Source organism: Mesorhizobium sp. 128a (genome assembly GCF_053848025.1).
In genome coordinates this window covers 39,159-60,171 of the sequence record NZ_JBSPKY010000009.1, presented here as the reverse complement: position 1 = coordinate 60,171, position 21,013 = coordinate 39,159, and the positions used below count along the sequence as shown (strand labels likewise).

Annotated in this window: 9 protein-coding genes; 7 read left to right on the top strand and 2 right to left on the bottom strand. The window is 64.5% G+C overall.

The window, feature by feature from the left end:
* Positions 1 to 32 precede the first annotated feature (32 nt).
* Entirely contained in the window at positions 33 to 6,080 is a 6,048-nt protein-coding gene (locus ACWTU9_RS16375; protein ID WP_455859186.1) for a translocation/assembly module TamB domain-containing protein, read from the bottom strand.
* A gap of 2 nt (positions 6,081 to 6,082) precedes the next feature.
* The gene (locus tag ACWTU9_RS16370) at positions 6,083 to 8,011 is read right to left on the bottom strand and encodes an autotransporter assembly complex protein TamA (protein WP_455859185.1); all 1,929 of its coding nucleotides are present in this window, start codon (positions 8,009 to 8,011) and stop codon (positions 6,083 to 6,085) included.
* Positions 8,012 to 8,292: 281 nt separating this feature from the next.
* Between ACWTU9_RS16370 and ACWTU9_RS16365 the strand changes: the two genes are divergently transcribed.
* The 7 genes from ACWTU9_RS16365 to ACWTU9_RS16335 all read left to right on the top strand — a co-directional run bounded on the left by ACWTU9_RS16365 (position 8,293) and on the right by ACWTU9_RS16335 (position 20,841).
* A complete protein-coding gene (locus ACWTU9_RS16365) occupies positions 8,293 to 13,776 on the top strand; it encodes an MG2 domain-containing protein (protein WP_455859184.1) in 5,484 nt (1,827 codons plus the stop codon).
* 173 nt (positions 13,777 to 13,949) lie between these two features.
* The gene (gene pbpC, locus ACWTU9_RS16360) at positions 13,950 to 16,040 is read left to right on the top strand and encodes a penicillin-binding protein 1C (protein ID WP_455859183.1); all 2,091 of its coding nucleotides are present in this window, start codon (positions 13,950 to 13,952) and stop codon (positions 16,038 to 16,040) included.
* 1 nt (position 16,041) lies between these two features.
* Positions 16,042 to 16,764, top strand: coding sequence for a M15 family metallopeptidase (locus tag ACWTU9_RS16355; protein ID WP_455859327.1), 723 nt, complete (start codon positions 16,042 to 16,044; stop codon positions 16,762 to 16,764).
* Positions 16,765 to 16,998: 234 nt separating this feature from the next.
* Positions 16,999 to 18,027, top strand: coding sequence for a sulfate ABC transporter substrate-binding protein (locus ACWTU9_RS16350; RefSeq protein ID WP_455859182.1), 1,029 nt, complete (start codon positions 16,999 to 17,001; stop codon positions 18,025 to 18,027).
* A 31-nt stretch (positions 18,028 to 18,058) separates the two neighbouring features.
* Positions 18,059 to 18,910: a sulfate ABC transporter permease subunit CysT gene (gene cysT / locus ACWTU9_RS16345; RefSeq protein ID WP_455859181.1), complete on the top strand. Its 852-nt coding sequence runs from the start codon at positions 18,059 to 18,061 to the stop codon at positions 18,908 to 18,910.
* Positions 18,903 to 19,787: a sulfate ABC transporter permease subunit CysW gene (gene cysW / locus ACWTU9_RS16340; protein WP_455859180.1), complete on the top strand. Its 885-nt coding sequence runs from the start codon at positions 18,903 to 18,905 to the stop codon at positions 19,785 to 19,787. The genes cysT and cysW overlap by 8 nt, the downstream gene beginning before the upstream one ends.
* A 13-nt stretch (positions 19,788 to 19,800) precedes the next feature.
* Positions 19,801 to 20,841, top strand: a complete 1,041-nt coding sequence (locus ACWTU9_RS16335) for a sulfate/molybdate ABC transporter ATP-binding protein (protein ID WP_454585268.1) — start codon at positions 19,801 to 19,803, stop codon at positions 20,839 to 20,841.
* Positions 20,842 to 21,013 lie beyond the last annotated feature (172 nt).

Sequence of the window (21,013 nt, the reverse complement as noted above, 5' to 3'; positions counted from 1 at the left end):
TCCACCGGTGGGCCCAGAGTCCGGCCGAAGGATCAATACTCCTTCTCGTAGAAAATGCCGCCCTTGGCTTCGCCGCCATCGTTGGCCTCGCCGCGCAGCTTGACGCCGCGCCCGACATTGAGGTCGATCGTCGCCTTGCCCGATCCCGGCTTGTCGCCCTTCTGGATCGTGACATAGGTGCGGTCGTTGAGGTATTTGCCCGCCGACACGGCGGTACCGCCCTGATCGTCCGTAGTCACATCCAGGTCGTCGACGCCGATTGCACTGCGCAGGTTTTCAAGCAGCGAGGTCGAGCCGCCGACGCCGGCCAGCTGCCCGGCAGCCTCAGCCAACTGTGCGATCTGCAGCGGCGACAGGTTCGACATAGAGCGGCCGAAGATCAGTTGCGCCAGCACTTCGTCCTCCGGCAGCGCCGGCACGGAGGAGAAGGTGAATTTCGGATTGGTCGCCTCGCCCGATACCACGATGGTCACGGTGGTGCTCGTCGTTGTCGAGGTCGCGGTCAAATTGAGATAGGGCACCAGCGAGCCGGAAAAGCCGACCGTGCCCTCGGTGAAGGTCAGCCGCTTGCCGAGGATCGACAGCCGCCCGCGCTGCAGGGTGAAGGTGCCGACCGCTTGCGGCGAAGCCGCGGGGCCGGTCAGCCTCAGCGAACCACCGAGTTCGGCGTCGACACCCCTGCCCTGGACGAAGATCTGGTTCGGCGCATTGACGGTGACATCGAGATTGAGGCCACTGCCGCCACTGCCGCTGGCCGCTACCGGCCGCAAGGCCTTGTCCTGCGCCCGCACGCTGGCCGGCGCGTTCTTGTGCTTGACGCCGAGCGCCGCCAGCGATCCCGGCAGTTTTTCCGGAACGGTAATGACCGTCTTGGCCAAGTTGACGGTACCCGAAATCACCGGCGCCGAGGTCAGCGGCCCCTTGATGGTAAGGTCGCCGCCGAGATTGGCCGTGACCACGCGTCCATCGGTATAGCGGCCGTCGACCAGCTTGATCGACAGGTCGGCGGGGAAGCCTTGCGCCGGATTGATGCCGACCGTGCCTGAGGCCGACAGGCTGCCGCGTGTCGACAGCGTGCCGGTCAGGCGGTTGATCCTGGCGACGCCGTTGCCGATCGAAACATCCGCGGCAATGTCATTGACGGCAAGGCCCGAGCGCGCGTCGACGAGGCGGGCGCCTGAGGTGCTGACCGTGCCGCCGATTACGGGCGATGTCGCCGGGCCGCGCACCTGGATATTGACGTTGGCAGTGCCACTCAGCGACAGGCCTTGCGCGGCAAGCTTGGCGGCGAGGAACGAGAAAGGCACCTTGCCGTTGAAGTCGAGCACCAGCGCCGGTGTGCCCGCTGTGGTCACCGTGCCGCCACCCTTGAGCCCAAGCCCGGCGCCGTCGCTGATGTCCGCGTTGAAGGTGAGTTTCTTGCCAGCGAACGTTCCCGACGAGGAAATGTTCATGCCGCCGAGGCCGGCACCGCGGGTCTGCGATGTCTGCACCCCGCCGGCGTCGATGTCGAAGGCAACGGCAGGATTGGCCGGCGCGCCGGTCACCTTGACTGTTCCGGAAATCGACCCGGCGGCCTGGAGGCCCGGCGAGAAACTGTTGGCGAGCGAAGCCGGCACCTTGGCCAGTGCGGCATTGATGTCGAGCGCCTGCCCGACCCTGCCGGTCACCGTCGCCGTGCCGCCGCCGAGATTGAGCACCAGCCTGTCCAGCGTCGTCGTGCCATTGGCGATGCTGACGGTCGAGGCCTGCGCGATAGCAGCCTTGATGCCTTGGACGGTTGCCTGGCCTGACGCAAGTTCAATGGTGGTGGTGCCGCCTGCCACCCTCACCCGGCCCGCAGCCTTCGCCGGAATGCCCTTGACGGTGGCGCCGCCGGAAAAGCCGGTCCAGTCGCCATCGCGCTTGAGGTCGACATCGATGCCGCTGATGACGGTGCCGCTGGAGACAACGCTGTCGGCGCGAATTTTGCCTGAGATGACCGGTGCGGCGAGATAGTTGGCAATCAGCGCATCGACCGACACCGTCTTCGCCTGGAGGTCGCCGCGTGTGATCGAAGCCGTCGAAGCCTTGACGGCAACGTTGGCACCGTCCGCGGTCTTGGAGAAGGCGATGGTGCCGCGCATATCGCCCTCGGCCTTTTCCAGCGCCAGCGCTGCCAGCGGTCCGATATCGGGCAGGTCGAGCGCGATGGTGCCGACCGGCACGAAGGCCTCGTCGAGCGCGAGATCGCCGGAAATCCTGTTCTTGCCGAGCGACAGCAGCAGGCCGTTGATGGCGCTCTTGCCGTCGGTCGTCGCCAGCACCGCACTGCCTTGCAGCGCCTGCCCCGCGACATTGCCGGTCAGTTGCACATTGGCCGCCGGATTGGCTGCATCGGCCTTGCCGGTGGCCGTCAGCTTCAGCCCGGTGATTTCGCGTTCCGCCACCAGCAGCCGGTCGCTGTTGACCGTCAGCGACAGGTCCGGCGCCATCATCGGGCCCTGCGCATCGAGCGCGAAGCGAACCGCGCCCTTGGCGTCCTTCGACAGCAGCGAGATGTCCGATAGCGCGCCCTTGATATCGGCGCTGAGCTTGTTGTCGGCGAGGCCGGCCTGGCCGTCGGCGGTCAGCGCGCCTGACACCAGTTTGACCGGATTGGCGCTGACATTGCCTTTGTCATCCCGCTTCAGCGTGGCGCTGAGCTGCGTCCGCTCGGCCAGCACGCTGCGCACTGCCGCCGGCAACGCCGATGACAGTGCATCGGCGTTGAGGTTGAGGTCGATGGCGCCGTCGGCGAAGGAGACGCGGCCATTGAAGGCGCTGACCAATGCATCGCCCTGTACCGAGCCATTGTCGATGGTGATTGCATCCGCCGCCAGGCTGCCGGCGACCTTGGCGGTAATCTTGCCGGCAATCAGCGGTGCGATGGTTGGATTGTCCAGACCGATCTTTTCCGCCGTCACCGTGCCCGAGATCGGGCCGGTTCGGCTTTTTACATCGAAGGCATCGGAGTGCAGCGCCAGCGCGATGCCTTCAACCTTGGTGAAATTCGTCGCCGCCGACGGCAACACCGCCGAGATGTCGAGCTTCGCCTGCGCGGCCTGCCCCGCCGCCTTCACCGACAGCGCCTGCAATTCGAGCTTGATAGGACTCTCGGTGCTGCCAAGCGTCAGCGGCAGGCTTGGGCCGGACGATGTCAGGTCGAGCACGAAATCGCTGGTGCCGTTCGGGTTGATGGAGCCGGCCGCCTTGCCGGAGATTCTTTCGCCACTGAGCGTCGCCTGGTCCAGCACCACGCCACCTGCCGTGGAATAACTGCCGGCCGCATCGAGGTCGAGCGGCCCGAGCCCCGCCTGGCGGGTCTGGCTGGTTTCGGCGCCGGCCAGTTTTGCCTTAAAGCGGATGTCGGGATTTGCCGATGGCCCGGTGATTTGCGCCGTGCCGTCGAGCGTGCCCGCCGCAGCGAGGCCTGGCGAGAAATCGTTGGCGAGCGCCGCCGGCAGCGCCGAGAAATTTGCCGCCAGATCGAGCGTCTGCCCTGCCGTGCCCGAAAGCGTCACTGAGCCGCCGCCCAGATCGACCACCAGTCTTTGAATGGTGGTGACGCCATCGGCGATCGTCAGGCTGGACGGCTCGGTGATCGCCGCCTTGATGCCGCGCACCGTCGCCTCGCCGGACGCGATCTCGACGCTGGTCGTGCCGCCGGCGATCTTCGCCCGCCCTGCAGCAGTCGCCGGGATGCCGGCGATGGTGGCGCCGCCGGCAAAATTGGTCCAGTCGCCGTCGCGCTTGAGGTCGACACCTATGCCGCTGACCACCGTCGTCCCCGAGGTCACGCTGTCGGCCTTGATCGTCCCGGAGATCGCCGGGCTGTTGAGATAGTTGGCGATCAGCGCGCTGACGGTGATTGCCTTGGCCGCCACATTGCCGCGCGATATCGACACGCTGGCCGCATTGACGGTGACGGTGGGGGCCTCGCCGTCCTTAGCGAAGACCACGGTGCCGCCGATATCGCCGGCCGCCGTCTGCCCGGCCAGCGATGCCAGCGGCGCGATGTCGGGAGCGGCGATCGTCAACGTGCCCAGCGGCAGGAAATGATCGTCGAGCGCGAGGTCGCCCGACACCTTGTTGTCGCCCAGCGCCACGCTGAGCCCATTGATCGAGCGCTTGCCATCGCTGGTCACCAGCGCTGCCTTGATGGCAAGCGGCTGCTCGTCGACCGAGCCGGTCAGCGACACATCTGCGGCCGGGCTGACAATGTCCGCCTTGCCCGATGCGGTCAGCTTGATGTCCTTGACCGTCCGGCCCGACGCCGTCAGGCTGACACTTTCAGCCGTGACAGAAAAATCCGGCGCGTTGCGCGCGCCGCTCGCCGTCAGTGCGAAATCGACGCCACCGGCGACCGGCACGCCAACCAGCGGCGACAGCACCGAGACGTCGCCGAGCTTGCCCTTGATGTCGGCCTGGATGTCGCTGCCTTGCGCGCTGGCGGTACCGCTGGCGCTGAGCGAGCCGGAGGTAAGTTCGATCGAATTGGCGGCAAACGAGCCCTGCGGATCGCGGGTTGCTGTCGCCGAAAACTTGACCCGTTCGCCGAGCAGCGAACTGATCTGTGGTGGCAGCGCCGTCGACACCGCATCGGCGTTCATCTTCAGCGTCATGGCGAGATCGGCCAGCGTCACCTTGGCCGTCAGCCCGGCATTGAGCGCATCTGAGCGCAACGTGCCTTCATCGAGCGAGATTTCATCCTTGCTGACCGTACCACCGAGAGAGGCGGTCAGCTTGCCGGTGATCAGCGGCGCCAGCGTCGCCACGTCGGTCTTCAGGCCGGCCGCCGCCAGCGACACGCTGACCGGGCCGCTGCGGTTCTCGATGTCAAAGCCGTCGGAATGGATCTTCGCATCGAGATTGTTCACCTGGGAGCCGCCCGCCACCACCGAGACGAGTGAAGCGCTGGCGTCGATCATCGGCGCCTTGCCATCGCCGAACGCGCGCGCGGTGACATTGTTGATGGCCACCATGATCGGCTGCGCCGGGCTGCCGACATTGACGGTGACCGGCTCACCCTTGGAAGCGAGTTCCACCGAAAGGTCGCTGGCGCCCTTCGGATCGACCATGCCTGAGGCGGTGCCGTGGACAGCGTCGCTCTCGATCGCGGCGCGCTCGATGTCGACGCCGCCGGCCGTGGTCGCGGTCCCGGCAAAATCAAAACTGGTCTTGCCGGCAAACAGCGACTTGAACCGTTCCGGTAGAAAGCCTTCGAACGAACCATCGCCCTTGGCCTCTATCCGGTTACCCTTGTCGGTCAGCTGATGACGGCCGGTGAGTTGGGTGACGATCTGGCCGTCGACCATGAAAGTGCCGACGCCGCTCCAGTTGGCCAGCGGCCCGGTGCCGGAGACGACGATGTTGACCGGCGGCGCGCCCGGCAGCTTGAGCAGATTGGCGATGATGCCGCCCGCAGGCTCGGATGCCTTGAGATCGAGGTCGAGCTTGTTGTCGGCAGGCGCGAAATGGATGTTGGCGTCGACATTGCCTTGCTTGCCGTCATGGCGGGTGAGGTTGAGCACCGTCTCAATCGCCAGCGGCGAGGCATCGACCTTGGCAGATCCCTTGGCGGCGAGCTCGGCAATGCCGCTACCGGCAAGTTGTTGGCCGAGAGCGATCTGCGGCAGATCGATCGCTCTGATATCGAGCGAAACCGGCAGACCGGTCGACCCGCTCTTGCTCGGCTCGGTGCTCGCGACCGGCAGCCGCGCCAGTTCGATGCGCTCGGCGGCGATCCGGTCAGCGCTGAAATTCTTCGACAGCAATGCCAAGGGCGACCAGTCGACGGCCACTTTTCGCGCCACCAGCCAGGCGCCGTCGCGGTCTTCCAGAACGACATGGTCCACCGTCAGCGCGCCGGACCAGATGCCGTCAATGCCGCTGACCGTGACCTTGCTGTCCCCCGATGAGGCCATAGTCGAAATGATGCCGGCGAGGTTTTCACGGCCGCGCTCGGTCTTGGTCAGCACGACGAGCGCGCCTATGGCCGCCGCCAGCACGATCAGCAGCGTGTAAAGAAAGAGGCGAAGGATGCGTTTGACTATCTTCATCGTCAGAACGCCTGTCCGATGCCGGCATAAATGCCGAAACGCGGGTCGCCACGATCGCGGTTGAGCGGCAGGGCGGCATCGATGCGCAGCGGCCCGAACGGGGTAATATAGCGCAGACCGACGCCGGCGCCGACCTTCACGTCGGAAAAGTCCGGCGTCGATTTGGTCGACACGGTGCCGGCATCAACGAACGGGACGACGCCGATCGTATCGGTGATCGCGATGCGCATCTCGACCGATGTCTCGAAGAAGGAAAGCCCGCCGATCGGCTGATTATCGATATCCTTGGGGCCGATCCCCTGATAGGCGTAGCCGCGCACCGAGCCGCCGCCGCCGGAATAGAAGCGCCGGTCGGCCGGAACATGTTCGAGGCTGGTGCCGACGATCGAACCCAGGGCGACGCGTTCGGCAAGCACGAATTTCGACGCCGTGTCGAGCGACTGATAGGCCGACCCCTCGCCCTTCAGCTTGAGGAAGGCGGCGCCGCTCATAATGTCGTAGCTCGGCTCGGCATAGGCCAGCACCCTGAAGCCGCTGGTCGGATTGAGCCGGTTGTCGCGGTTGTCATAGACATATTGCAGCGGAATGCTGGCGATCAGGTATTTGTGCTTGCCGAAAGCGTCGGTGATCCTGGAATAGTCGAGCGCGATTTCAGCCGAAACCGTCTGCTTCTTGTCGATCTCATAGGACAGGCCGGTGCTGCCCTTGACCGAGAAATGGTCGTAGGCGTCGGGATGTTCGAGCACTGTCTTGACGCTGGCGATGAATTTGGAGGCCGGCCCGACGACACCCGGCTTTTCGAACATGATGCCGGCATTGTAGTTGAGCTCGCTCAAATCATTGCTGCCGATGCCGCTGATCTTGCCGTCGATGCGCAGCTTTTCGGCCCGGCCGAACAGATTGCGGTGGCCCCAATAGCCTTCGAGGCCGAGCCCCTCGGTGTTGGAGAAGGTGCCGCCGACGCCGAAATAGCGCGGCTTGCGCTCGCTGACCTGCACGCCGATCGGGATGTTGCCGTCGGCGTCGAGAGCGTCGGCTTCCTTCAGCGTGACACTGTTGAACACCTCCAGCCCGAGCAGCCGGTCGCGGGCGTCGTCGATCTCATCAGGCGAATATTGCCGGCCGCGTTTCAGCCCGGTCATGTATTCGGTGAACTCGCGATCCACCTTCTCGGTCCCCTCGACGGTGGTGTCGCCATAGCCGGCTACCGGCCCTGCGGCCACCGTCAGCGTCACGTCGAGCGTCGAGGTGTCGTGCTCGGCGACGACCTGCCGGTCGGTGATTCGGGCCAGCGGCCGCCCCTCCTGCTTCAGCGCCCGCACGATCAGCGCCTCGGCCTTGAGCACGGCGCCGGACCCGGCATCGCCGCCCGCAATCAAGCCGAAATCGGCGCTCGCCAGCCCGGCGGCATCGCCTTCCAGCCTAATGTTGCCAAGGGTGAATTTAGGCCCGCTGGCGATGCTGATCACCACCGGAATCGGCTGCGGACCAGCAAATTCGGCGTCCGGCGGCAGATCGTCGAGCGCCTTGCCCTGGATGGTGATGGTGACGACGCCTTCATAGCGGGCATCCGAATAGAGGGCGGCGACCAGCTGCTCGCGGTCGCTGCGCGCCTTGGCCAAAAGGCCGAGCGAACCGGAAACCGGGCGCTCCTCGTCGGCTTTCAGCGTCGAGGCGTTTTCGAGCTTCTTGACCAGGTCCTTGTCGGCATCGGGCGCCTCGATGCTGACGGAATAGCGCAGCGGGTCGACAATATCGGCGTCCTCATCGTTCGATGAGCCCCACAATTTGATGCCGAAGATCTCGAAGGCGGCCGCCGACCCCGATTCGAAGACAAGCACGGTCGAGCACGCCAACGCCAACAGCAGCGCGCGCGAAGCCACGCGCCGCAGCGCGCCTCCCCCTGACATGTGCCTTTCATACGCCGGCATTAAGACAACCTAGATGACAAAACTAAAATTGGAATGAAGTTTTGAAGTGCTCGTAAAGGGGCCACAATCCAATTGTCTGAAATAGGCAGGGCTTGGAATTCACACCTTCTGCGTTGCCGCAAGAAAGCGTGATCCCTTTCCCTGTGGATGAAACATCTCACATACTGGCCATCGGCCGGCATGGGAACCCGTTGGCAGGCGTTAACCTGTCCGTCCTCGTGTTGACAAGCTTGACTGAAGCTTGAACATGCCGCGGACGTAAGCAGTGTCTGGAGGGTGTTATGGCAATGCGCGCGGCTCGTGGTCTGTCTATCCTGATCCTTCTCTTTTTCGCCTGGGGGGCAGTCGCGCAAGCGGCCGAAGCCCGCCGGGTTGTGACCTCAAACAATTCCGACTATTTCGGCTTCGATCTCAGATCGGACCAGAATGTCAGCCTCGATCAGTGCAAGACCACATGCCTTGGCGACCCCGCCTGCCGCGCCTTCACCTACAATAACAAGGCCAAGTGGTGCTTCCTCAAATCCGACTACAACCAGCTGAAACCGTTCAGCGGCGCTATCGCGGGCAAGGTCGTCAATGTCGATGGCGACCCCGATATCGGCGCCCCGCCGGAACTCACCTTCTTCCCCAACTGGATGGCCGACCAGGCCCAGCAATACCGCAACAAGTTGACCGATCCGGCCTATGACAAGCCGAGCGATGGGCTGGAAGCGCTCCGCGCCGCGGCCGAACAGGCCGCACTGACCGGCGACCATGTCCAGGCCATGAACAAATATGAGGCTGCCGTTTCGGTCCTGCCCGATGACGCCCAGCTGTGGCTCGGCCTGGCCCGCGAAACGCTTGCCCAGCAGCCCGCTAATGGCAGCTCGGGAGCTTATAATTTGCCGGTTAAGGGTACGTCCGCAGCCTTCAATGCCTACAAATTGCTGCGCACCACCAAGACCCGCGCCGAGGTGCTGGCGCTGCTCGGCAACGGCCTCGACCGCCGCGATCTCTACCGTCCGGCCCTGCAGGCCTATGAGGCGAGCCTTGCTCTGGTCAGCTCGCCGGCGGTCAAGGCCGAATATGAGGACCTCAAGGCCCGCAAGGGCTTCCGCGTCATCGATCACTCGGTCGACGCCGATACCAGCGCGCCGCGCATTTGCGCGCAGTTTTCCGAGGAACTGGTCAAGACCGGCGTCGATTACGCCCAGTTCGTCACCGTCGACAACCAGCCGCCCAAGGGCGTCGAAGCCAAGGACAAGCAGATCTGCGTCGAAGGTCTGGAGCATGGCCAGCATTACGAAGTGACTTTCCGCGCCGGGCTGCCGGCGGCGATCGGCGAAGTGACTGCCGCCCCGGTTGTGCTGTCGATCTATGTCCAGGACCGCGCACCGTCCGCCCGCTTCACCGGCGACAGCTTTGTGCTGCCGGCCGGCGCCCGCCGCGGTATTCCGGTCGTCACCGTCAACATGACCGCCGCGCAGATGAAGCTCTACCGCATCGGCGATCGTTCGCTGGCGCAGCTTCTGTCCGGCTACCAGTTCCTGAAGCAGCTCGACGGCTACGACATCTCAAGCATTTCCGACCAGATGGGCGAGCCTGTCTGGGAGGGCCAGCTCGACATCGCCAACGACCTCAACAAGGACGTCACGACGTCGTTCCCGGTCGACGAGGCCTTGCCGCAGCGCAAGCCCGGCGTCTACGTGCTGACCGCGGAACCGGTCAACGAAAATGATGACGACAATTACAATTCGCTTGCCACCCAGTGGTTCGTCATCTCCGACATCGGCCTTTCGACCTATACCGGCCAGGACGGGCTGAATGTGTTCACCCGCTCACTCGGCACCGCCAAGCCGATCGCAGGCGCGGAACTGACGCTGCTGGCCAGGAACAATGAAATCCTCGGCACCGCGACGTCGGATGCCGAAGGCCACGCCGTCTTCAACCCAGGCCTGACACGCGGCGACGGCGGCATGGTGCCGGCCGTGCTGATGGCCAAGCAGGGCGACAACGACTTCGTCTTCCTCGACATGGGCCGCGCCGGCTTCGATCTTTCCGATCGCGGCGTCTCCGGACGTGCCGCACCTGGTGCGCTCGATGTCTATGCCTGGACCGAACGCGGCATCTACCGCGCAGGCGAGGACGTGCATGTTGCGGCCCTTGCCCGCGACGGCGCCTCCAAGGCGGTCGAGAACCTGCCGCTTACCTTCATCTTCACCCGTCCCGACGGCGTCGAGAACCGCCGCATTGTCGCCGACGGCGTGTCGGCCGGCGGCTATGCCGTCGACCTGCCGCTCGAAGCCAACGCCATGCGCGGCACCTGGACGGTGTCGATCTACACCGATCCCGAGCAGGCCGCCGTTTCCAGCCAGATGTTCCTGGTCGAAGACTTCGTGCCGGATCGCATCGAATTCGACATGAAGTCCGACAAGCAGGAGATCGCACAGGGCGAAACCGCCAACATCGACATTGACGGCCGCTTCCTCTATGGCGCGCCGGCTGCCGGTCTCGCGCTCGAAGGCGAACTGACGCTGTCGACCGCTCGCGACTGGGACCGTTTCGCCGGCTATTCGTTCGGCCTCGCCGACGAGCAGTCGGCCGAACCCTCGGTCACGCCCTTCACCGGTCTTCCGGTGGTCGGCGACGACGGCAAGGCGACCTTCCCGGTCAGCGTCGACCAGCTGCCCGCGACCACCAAGCTGGTCGACGCCAAGGTCACGGTCCGCATGCGCGAAACCGGCGGTCGTGCCATCGAGCGCTCGCTCAACATCGGCATTCGCCCGCAGGGCCACATGATCGGCATCCGTCCGGACTTTGCCGACAATGAGGTGCCGCAGGGCGGCACCGCCAAATTCAGCCTGATCGCGGTCGATCCCGACGGCAAGCGCGAAACGTTGAAGGGCGCACAGTGGTCGCTGGTCAAGGTCGAGCGCAATTACCAGTGGTACCGCAACAACAACTCCTGGAACTACGAGCCGGTCACCTTCACCAAATCGATCGCGAACGGCCAGGTCGATCTCAGCGCCGATGCCGAGGCGACCGTGACGATGCCGGTCGACTGGGGCCAGTACCGGCTCGAGATCGAGACTGCCGATCCCGAAGGTCCGGCGACCAGCTATGAGTTCGACGCCGGCTGGTATGTCTCCTCGACTTCCACCGAAACGCCTGATGGCCTCGAGATCGCCCTCGACAAGGATAGCTACGCCGCCGGCGAAGTGGCCAAGCTGAAAGTGTCGCCGCATTTTGCCGGCGAACTGCTGGTTACCATCGGCGCCGACAAGCTGCTCAAGACCGTCACGGCAACCGTACCGGCCGGCGGCAGCACGGTCGACATTCCGGTCGGCGACGATTGGGGCGCCGGCGCTTACATCACCGCAACCCTGTTCCGGCCCGGCGATGCGCAGGAAACCCGCATGCCTGCCCGCGCCATCGGTGTGAAATGGCTGACGGTCGATCCGGGCTCGAAAAAGCTCGCCGTTACGCTCACGCCGCCGGACAAGACCATGCCGCGCCAGCAGCTGTCGATCCCCGTTTCGGTGGCCGGCGTTGCACCGGGCAGCAATGCCTATGTCACGGTCGCTGCCGTCGATGTCGGCATCCTGAACCTCACCAACTACAAGGCGCCGGATCCGGAGAATTGGTATTTCGGCCAGCGCATGCTGGGGCTTGAGGTCCGCGATATCTATGGCCGCCTGATCGATGGCTCGCTCGGCACCACCGGCAAGCTCAGGACCGGCGGCGACGGCGCCGCCATGCAGACGCAAGGCAGTCCGCCGACCGAAAAGCTGGTCGCCTTCTTCTCCGGCCCGGTCCAGCTCGACGCCGACGGCAAGGCAAGGGTCGACTTCGACATTCCGCAGTTCAACGGCACCGTGCGCGTCATGGCCGTCGCCTGGACCAAAGATGCCGTCGGCCATTCCTCGACAGACGTCATCGTGCGTGATCCGGTGGTGATCACCGCCGGCCTGCCGCGCTTCCTGGCGCCTGGCGACAATGCCGTCATGCGGCTCGACGTCGCCGACACGGACGGTCCGGAAGGCGACTATGCCTTGTCGATCGACACCACGGGCGACCTCTCGACCGGCGACAAGCCGCTGCCCGAAAAGCTGACGCTGGCCAAGGGCAAGCGCCAGACGCTGACGGTGCCGCTTATCGCCACGACGGCCGGTAACGCTTCACTGACCATCAAGCTCGCCCATGGCGACGGCACCTCCGTCGAACAGACGCTCTATGTGCCGGTGCGTCCGGCGCAATTGCCGGTCACCACCCGGCTGGTGGTCGACCTCAAGGGCAATGGCGGTTCGCTGCGCGTCGACAAGGAACTGCTCGCGGCAAGCCTGCTCGACGGCGCCTCGGTCAGCGTCGGCGTTTCGCAGGCAGCCGCCTTCGACGTGCCGTCGCTGCTGATGACGCTCGATCGCTACCCCTATGGTTGCGCCGAGCAGACCACCAGCCGCGCCATGCCACTGCTCTACGTCAACGATCTGGCGTCATCCGTCGGCATGCAAAGCGATCCCGATCTGCACGACCGCGTCCAGGCCGCCATCTACAAGGTGCTGAGCTACCAGGCCTCGGCCGGCAGCTTCGGCCTGTGGGGTCCGGGCTCCGGCGATCTGTGGCTGGATTCCTACGTCACCGACTTCCTGACCCGGGCGCGCGAGCAGAACTACGACGTGCCGGCGCTGGCGATGAGCCAGGCGCTGAGCAATCTGCAAAACTCGGTCGGCTACGACCAGGACGTCCAGGACCGCGGCAGCGAGATCGCCTACGCGCTCTACGTTCTGGCCCGCAACAAGAAGGCCTCGGTCGGCGATCTGCGCTACTACGCCGACACCAAGCTCGAAGCCTTCTCGAGCCCGATGGCCGTCGCCCAGCTGGCGGCGAGCCTGGCGCTCTACGGCGACGCGCAACGTTCGGAAGCGACCTTCCAGACGGCGTTGCAGCTGGCCAAGTCGACCACGGACTACGATTACTACCGGTCCGACTATGGCTCGCGGCTGCGTGACGGCGCCGCGATCCTGGCTCTCGCCGCCGAATCGAAGCCGGTGCCGACCATCGTGCCGGAGCTGATCCGGCTGGTGGCGAGGGAACGCGCCGATACCCGCTGGACCAGCACGCAGGACGAGTCCTGGATGCTGCTGGCGGCCCGGGCGCTGAAGTCGGGCAACGACTCGATCAAGCTGTCGGTCAACGGCGCGCCGCATGCCGGTGGTTACTCCACCCAGCTCAGCGGCACTGATATATCCGACAGCCCGCTGACCATCGCCAACACCGGCTCGACGCCGCTGCAGGCGGTCGTCACAACGGTCGCCTCGCCGGTCGAGCCGCTGCCGGCCGGCGGTGACGGCTTCACCATCGATCGCACCTACTACAAGCTCGATGGCACCGAGGCCAACGTCACCGAGGCGACGCAGAACGAACGCTATGTGGTCGTGCTCAAGATCTATGAGCAGAACCGCTGGCCATCTCGCCTGCTGATCACCGACCTGTTGCCGGCCGGTTTCGAGATCGACAATCCGGGCCTGGTTTCCAGCGCCCAGCTGTCGAACTTCACCTGGCTGGCGCAGACCGACGCCGCTCATCTCGAATTCCGCGACGATCGTTTCGTCGCGGCGTTCAACCCCAATGACGGCGACGGCGACCGCAACATCATGCTGGCCTACGTCGTACGCGCGGTGACGCCGGGCACCTATGCTCATCCGGCAGCCACGGTGGAGGACATGTACCGGCCGCAATACTCGGCCCGCACCGCCACCGGCATGATGGAGATCAAGGCGCCGTAAGGCGCCTTGGCGAAGATGAGCGCGCCGACGGCAGTGATAGTCTCCTTCTCCCCGTCACCACACGGGGAGGTGAGGAATGGTCCGCGCAGCGGACGAAAAGCCAATTGCTTGGCTTTTCGAATGACGAACGCCCGAAGGGCCGTCGGCCCGGCAGGCGGATGAGGGGCAGCACCATGCTCTCCAGAAAATTTCTCCATCGAACAGGCATCGCCGCAGCTTCCCTCCTGGGCTTTGCTGCATTCGCGGCTGCTTCTCTCTGGGAACTCGACCGCGCCTTCCCGCCGCCGCTGCCCGAAAAACTCACCGTCTCCACCGAAGTCCAGGATCGCGACGGCCAGCTGTTGCGCGCCTTCGCTACGCCGGACGGCTACTGGCGGCTCGACACAAGGCTCGACCAGGTCGACAAGCAGTTCGTCGACATGCTGGTCACCTATGAAGACAAACGCTTCTGGGACCATGATGGCGTCGACGTGCTGGCGCTGGCACGCGCCGCCGGCCAGTTCGTCACCAACGGCCATATCGTCTCAGGCGGCTCGACGCTGTCGATGCAGCTCGCCCGCCTGATCGAGCCGCGCGAAAGCCGCAGCCTCGGGTCCAAGCTCAAGCAGATGCTGCGCGCCATCCAGATCGAACGGCGTCTGTCCAAGCAGGAGATCCTTGAGCGCTATCTGACGCTGGCACCCTATGGCGGCAACCTCGAAGGCGTGCGCGCCGCGTCGCTCGCCTATTTCGGCAAGGAGCCGAAACGGCTGACGGTCTCGGAAGCCGCCCTGCTGGTGGCGCTGCCGCAATTGCCGGAAAAGCGCCGGCCGGACCGCAATCTCGGCATCGCGCATGCCGCCCGCGACCGTGTGCTGAACCGCATGGTTTCATCGGGCCTGCTTGGAGAGCGCGAGGCCGCGCGCGCCGCCCTTGACGATGTCTCGGGCCTGCGCCGCAAACTGCCGGCGCTGGCGCCGCACGCCGCCTATGCCATGCTGCCCAAGGCCGTGCCCGGCAAGCCGCTGCAGCTGACCATCCGCAAAAGCGTCCAGCAAGGGCTGGAACAGGTGGCACGCGATGCCGCCATCAAGCTCGGCCCTCGCCTTTCCGTCGCCATGGTCATGGCCGATGCCCGCACTGGCGACATTCTGGGCGAAGTGGGCTCGGCCGACTTCTTCGATGCCAGCCGCTCCGGCTGGATCGACATGACCAAGATCGTGCGCTCGCCCGGTTCGACGCTGAAGCCGTTCATCTATGGCCTCGCCTTCGAGCAGGGTCTGGTGGCGCAGGAAATGCTGATCGAGGACAGTCCGGTCGATTTTGGCGGCTACCGGCCGAAGAATTTCGACATGGGCTATCAGGGTGATGTCTCGATCCGCCAGGCGCTGCAGCTGTCGCTCAATGTGCCGGCGATCCGTGTGCTTGATTCTGTCGGCCCGGCACGGCTGATGGCGCGCTTCCGCCAGGCCGGCGTCAGTCCCGTGCTGCCGGTCAACGAGGCGCCGGGCCTCGCCATCGGCCTCGGTGGCGTCGGCGTGACGCTGCGCGATCTCGTCCAGCTCTTTACCGGGCTCGCCAATGGCGGCAAGGCGAACACGCTGCACGACGGCACCGAGCCGGCCAATGCCGAACGCACCACCGCCACCATTCTCGACGCCCAGGCGAACTGGCAGATCACCGACATATTGTCAGGCGTCAAGGCGCCCGAAGGCGCCTTGCAGCGTGGCATCGCCTACAAGACCGGGACGTCCTACGGCTATCGCGATGCGTGGTCGGTCGGCTTCGATGGCCGCTACGTGCTGGGCGTATGGGTCGGCCGCGCCGATGCCGGCGCGGTGCCCGGCTTGTCCGGCTATGTCTCGGCCGCGCCCATCCTGTTCGAGGGCTTTGTCCGCTCAGGCCTCGCCGCCGTTCCGCTGCCCAGCCAGCCGGCCGGCGTTGTCAAGGCAAAGCGCGAGGATCTGCCGGTGACACTGGCGCGCTTCGGCGCCGGCGCTGACGGGTTGGTGCAGGCAAGCCAGACCGAGCCGGCGCCAACGATCATATTCCCGCCCAACGGCGCCCGAGTCGATCTCGCCACCAATTCCGCCGAAGCCTCACCGCTGGTGCTCAAGCTGCAGGGCGGCCGCGCGCCATTCCGCTGGCTCGCCAACGGCAAGCCGCTCGTCGGCATCGACCGCCGCCGCACCGCCACCTGGCTGCCCGACGGCGCCGGCTATTCGACGCTGACGGTCATCGATGCCGTGGGCCGTGCGGCCAGCGTGAAGGTGTTCGTTGAATAGAGTGCGGCAGGCGATTCAAAGCATTGGACTTTGCGTCCTGCAGCTAGTCGTCTTCGTTCTCCCCGCCTCCGCCGACCCCCTGCCCGCCGGATTTGTTCGCCTGGCCGATGTCGATCTATCGATCCGCCAGGACATCCGCTATGCCGGCCTGGAAAATTTCCTGCATCGCAAGGCACAGGGCTATCACGCACCGGTCTGCATTCTCACGAAGCAAGCTGCGAAGGCTCTGTCAGGTGTGCAGAAGGAACTCGCGACCGACGGCCTGACGCTGGTCGTCTTCGACTGTTACCGACCGGCGCGTGCCGTCGCCGACATGGGCAAGTGGACCAGAGAAGGCGGGCCACCCGATCCGCAATGGTATCCCAAGGTCAAGCGCGGCGACCTGATCGCCAAGGGCTATATCGGCGAACTGTCCACTCATTCGCGCGGCTCGACCGTCGATGTCGCCATCGCCCGCAGCGACGGCAAGAGCACGTCATTCGCCACTTGCGGTGCGACCGGCGCCGGGACCCTCGATTTCGGCACCAGCTTCGACTGCTTCGACCCGGCAAGCGAAACCGCCCACCGCCCGCTGGCAACAGAGGCGGCGGCAAACCGCAAAAGACTGCTCGATGCCATGCGTGCCGGCGGCTTCAAGAATTATGCGCGCGAGTGGTGGCACTACACGCTGGCGAATGAGCCGTTCCCGAAGCAGCGCTTCGACTTCGCCGTCACTGCGAATTGAAACCCTGCCAAGTGCTTCGACGAATCTCCACCCGAGCGACCTTGCCTCCGCTCGGCCCGCTTCTAAATAGCGCCCCACCGGCCTGGAGTCGGCACAGGCTAATATGAGGAAAATGTTTCCTCTCAGCGCATAATATCGGCGAAAAATTGCTTCGGAGGGGCAAAAAAGGCAACGTTGAATGCATCTAATTTCTATCAATTCGATAGAGTTCAGCCGTCATCAACGGAGGCGGAAATGACCAAACCTCATTTCAGGAAACTGCTCGGCGCACTGGTCGCCACATCGATCCAGTTCGGCACGCTCGGTTTCGCGTTTGCCGATACCACCATTCTCAACGTGTCGTATGACCCGACACGCGAACTCTACAAAGCCTATGATGAGGCCTTCGCCGCGCACTGGAAGGCCGAGACCGGCGAGACGGTGACCATCCAGCAATCGCATGGCGGATCGGGTGCCCAGGCCCGCGCCGTGATCGATGGCCTCGACGCCGATGTGGTCACGCTGGCGCTCGAAGGCGACATCAACGCCATCGTCACCAAGTCGAAGAAGATCAATCCGGACTGGCGCAAAAAGTTCGAGAACAATTCGGCGCCCTACACGTCGACCATCATCTTCCTGGTCCGCAAGGGTAACCCTAAGGGCATCCATGACTGGAGCGATCTGGTCAAGGACGGCGTCCAGGTGATCACGCCGAACCCGAAAACGTCGGGCGGCGCGCGCTGGAACTACCTCGCCGCCTGGGCCTACGCCAGCGCCAACGACGGCGGCGACGAAGCCAAGACCAAGGAATTCGTCGGCAAGCTCTACGCCAATGCTCCGGTGCTCGACACCGGCGCGCGTGGCTCCACCGTCACCTTCGCGCAAAAGGGTCTCGGCGACGTGCTGATCGGCTGGGAAAACGACGCCTATTTGGCACTCAATGAATTCGGCGCCGACAATTTCGAGATCGTCTACCCCCCGACCTCGATCCTGGCCGAGCCGCCGGTCGCCGTGGTCGATGCCAATGTCGATGCCAAGGGTACGCGCAAGGTCGCCGAAGCCTACCTCGGCTGGCTCTATTCCAAGGAAGCTCAGACCATCATCGCCAAGAACCACTATCGTCCGGCCAAGCCCGAACTGGTGGATCCGGCGGATGTTCCGAAGACGCCGGAAATCAAGCTGATCTCCATCGACGATCCGCTTTTCGGCGGTTGGAAGAAAGCACAGCCTTATCATTTCGGCGATGGTGGTATATTCGACCAGATCTACAAGCCGGCCCAATGAGCTAAGACCCGCGAGTTAAGATCAGGACGACATGACCACAGCACCCGCCAAGGCGGGGTGGCGATTCAGGCAGCCGAGTGTCATTCCGGGTTTCGGATTGACGCTCGGCTTCTCGCTTGCCTACCTCACGCTCATCATTCTCATCCCCTTGTCGGGGCTCATCTGGCGTTCGGCTGCCCTCGGCTGGACCGATTTCCTTGCGATCGCCACCGATCGCCGGACCCTCAACGCGCTTGAAATCAGCTTCGGCACCGCCTTTATCGCGGCTGCCGTAAACGTCGTATTCGGCACGCTCGTTGCCTGGGTGCTGGTGCGCTACCGCTTCCCGGGCCGCCGCATCGTCGATGCCATGGTCGACCTGCCCTTCGCGCTGCCCACAGCGGTCGCCGGCATTGCGCTCACCACGCTTTACGCGCCCAATGGCTGGATCGGCTCCCTTCTGGCGCCGCTCGGCATCAAGGTCGCCTATACCCCGCTCGGCATCGTCGTGGCGCTGGTCTTCATCGGCCTGCCCTTCGTCGTGCGCACGGTGCAGCCGATCATGGAGGAGATCGACAAGGAAGTGGAGGAGGCAGCCGCCACGCTCGGCGCCAATCGCTTCCAGATCATCACCCGCATCCTGTTTCCGGGACTGGCGCCGGCCATCGTCACCGGCTTCTCGCTCGCTTTCGCGCGCGGCGTCGGCGAATATGGCTCGGTCATCTTCATTGCCGGCAACCTGCCCTACAAGTCGGAGATCGCGCCGCTTCTGATCGTCATCCGGCTGGAGGAGTATAATTACCCCGCAGCGACCGCGATCGCGGCGATCATGCTTCTGCTGTCGTTCCTGATGCTCCTGATCGTCAATCTCGCGCAGTCATGGAGCCGCAAACGCTATGGCTGATCCCGAAATCAAATCCTACGAGCCGCATCACGAGAGCCAGTCGGCGGCGGTGACCGAGAGCCTGCCGGTGCGGCTGCTGCTGATGGCGGTGGCCTTCGCCTTCCTCGCGATCTTTGTGCTCCTGCCGCTGATCATCGTCTTCCACGAAGCGCTGGCCAAAGGCGTGGGCGCTTACTCGGAAGCGCTGTCCAATCCCGACACACGCTCGGCAATCCGACTGACGCTGCTGGTGGCGGCCATCGCCGTGCCGCTCAACGCCGTCTTCGGGATTTCGGCTTCCTGGGCGATCGCCAAGTTCGAGTTCAAGGGCAAGGCGTTTCTGACCACGCTGATCGACCTGCCCTTCTCGGTCTCGCCGGTCATTTCCGGCCTGGTCTATGTCCTGCTGTTCGGCGCGCAAGGGCTGCTTGGCGGCTGGTTGAAGGCGCACGGCATCCAGATCCTGTTCGCCGTGCCCGGCATTGTGCTCGCCACCGTCTTCGTGACTTTCCCCTTCGTCGCCCGCGAACTGATCCCGCTGATGCAGGAACAGGGCAATGGCGATGAGGAGGCAGCCCTTTCGCTCGGCGCCAATGGCTGGCAGACCTTCTGGTACGTGACACTACCCAACATCAAATGGGGATTGCTCTACGGCGTGCTTCTGTGCAACGCACGCTCCATGGGCGAATTCGGCGCGGTTTCGGTCGTGTCCGGCCACATACGCGGGCTGACCAACACCATGCCGTTGCATGTCGAAATCCTCTACAACGAGTACAACGCCGTCGGCGCTTTTGCCGTCGCTTCGCTGCTTGCCGGCCTGGCACTGGTGACGCTGGTCTTGAAAACACTTCTCGAGATGCGCTACGGCGCCGAGATCGCCGCGACACGCGGGCATTGATTGAGGGATTTGCATGGAAGTTCGCGTTGCCAACGTGCGCAAGGAGTTTGACCGGTTTCCGGCCCTCCATGACGTATCGCTTGACATCAAGTCGGGTGAGCTGATCGCGCTGCTGGGGCCGTCCGGCTCTGGCAAGACGACGCTGCTGAGGTTGATCGCCGGACTGGAGCGGCCGACGCTTGGAAAGATCTTCTTCGGCGACGAGGATGCCTCACAGAAGTCGATCCAGGATCGCAATGTCGGCTTCGTCTTCCAGCACTATGCGCTGTTCCGGCACATGACGGTCGCCGCTAATATCGGCTTCGGCCTGAAGGTCCGGCATGGACCGTCGCGGCCGCCGGCAGCCGAAATCCGCCGCCGCGCCTCGGAGCTGCTTGACCTCGTCCAGCTTTCCGGCTTGGAAAAGCGCTACCCGGCGCAGCTTTCGGGCGGTCAGCGGCAGCGCGTGGCGCTGGCGCGCGCCATGGCGATCGAGCCCAAGGTTCTGTTGCTCGACGAACCGTTCGGCGCGCTCGACGCGCAGGTGCGGCGCGAACTCCGCCGCTGGCTGCGCGAGATTCACGACCGCACCGGCCACACCACCGTCTTCGTCACCCACGACCAGGAAGAGGCGCTGGAGCTTGCCGACCGCGTCGTGGTGATGAGCCAGGGCCGCATCGAACAGGTCGGTTCGGCCGACGAGATTTACGACACCCCGAACTCGCCCTTCGTCTACTCCTTCATCGGTGAATCGAGCTCGCTTCCGGTCAAGGTCGAAAATGGCGAGATCTGGCTTGCCGACCGTCCGATCGGCGTGTCGGCGCCGCATGCGCCCGAGGGCGATGCGACGTTGTACTTCCGTCCGCACGATATCGAACTGCTCGACGGCTGCAGCGGCTGCATCGCCGGCACGGTCGCCGCCAGCCGTCGCGTCGCCGGCACCAGGCGCGTTGAACTCGAAATCGGCGGCGAACGCCAGCGGGTAGAAATCGAATTGCCTGTCGACCACCCGGCGGCGCAGAAGAGCCGGGTAGCCTTCAGGCCGAGGCGCTGGAAGCTTTTCCCGGCGGCATAGACGTCATCCATCAACGGGCCGAAGCGATTCAACTTGGAAGGAAATCCTACCAACCGGCTGTTTCGGCAATACTATTTCTCACCACTGGATGGCAGGCCGCGTCTGCATGTCTGGTCGCGCTGGACATGGTCCTATTATGTTGGCGCATTATATCGATGCATTCGAGCCGGCA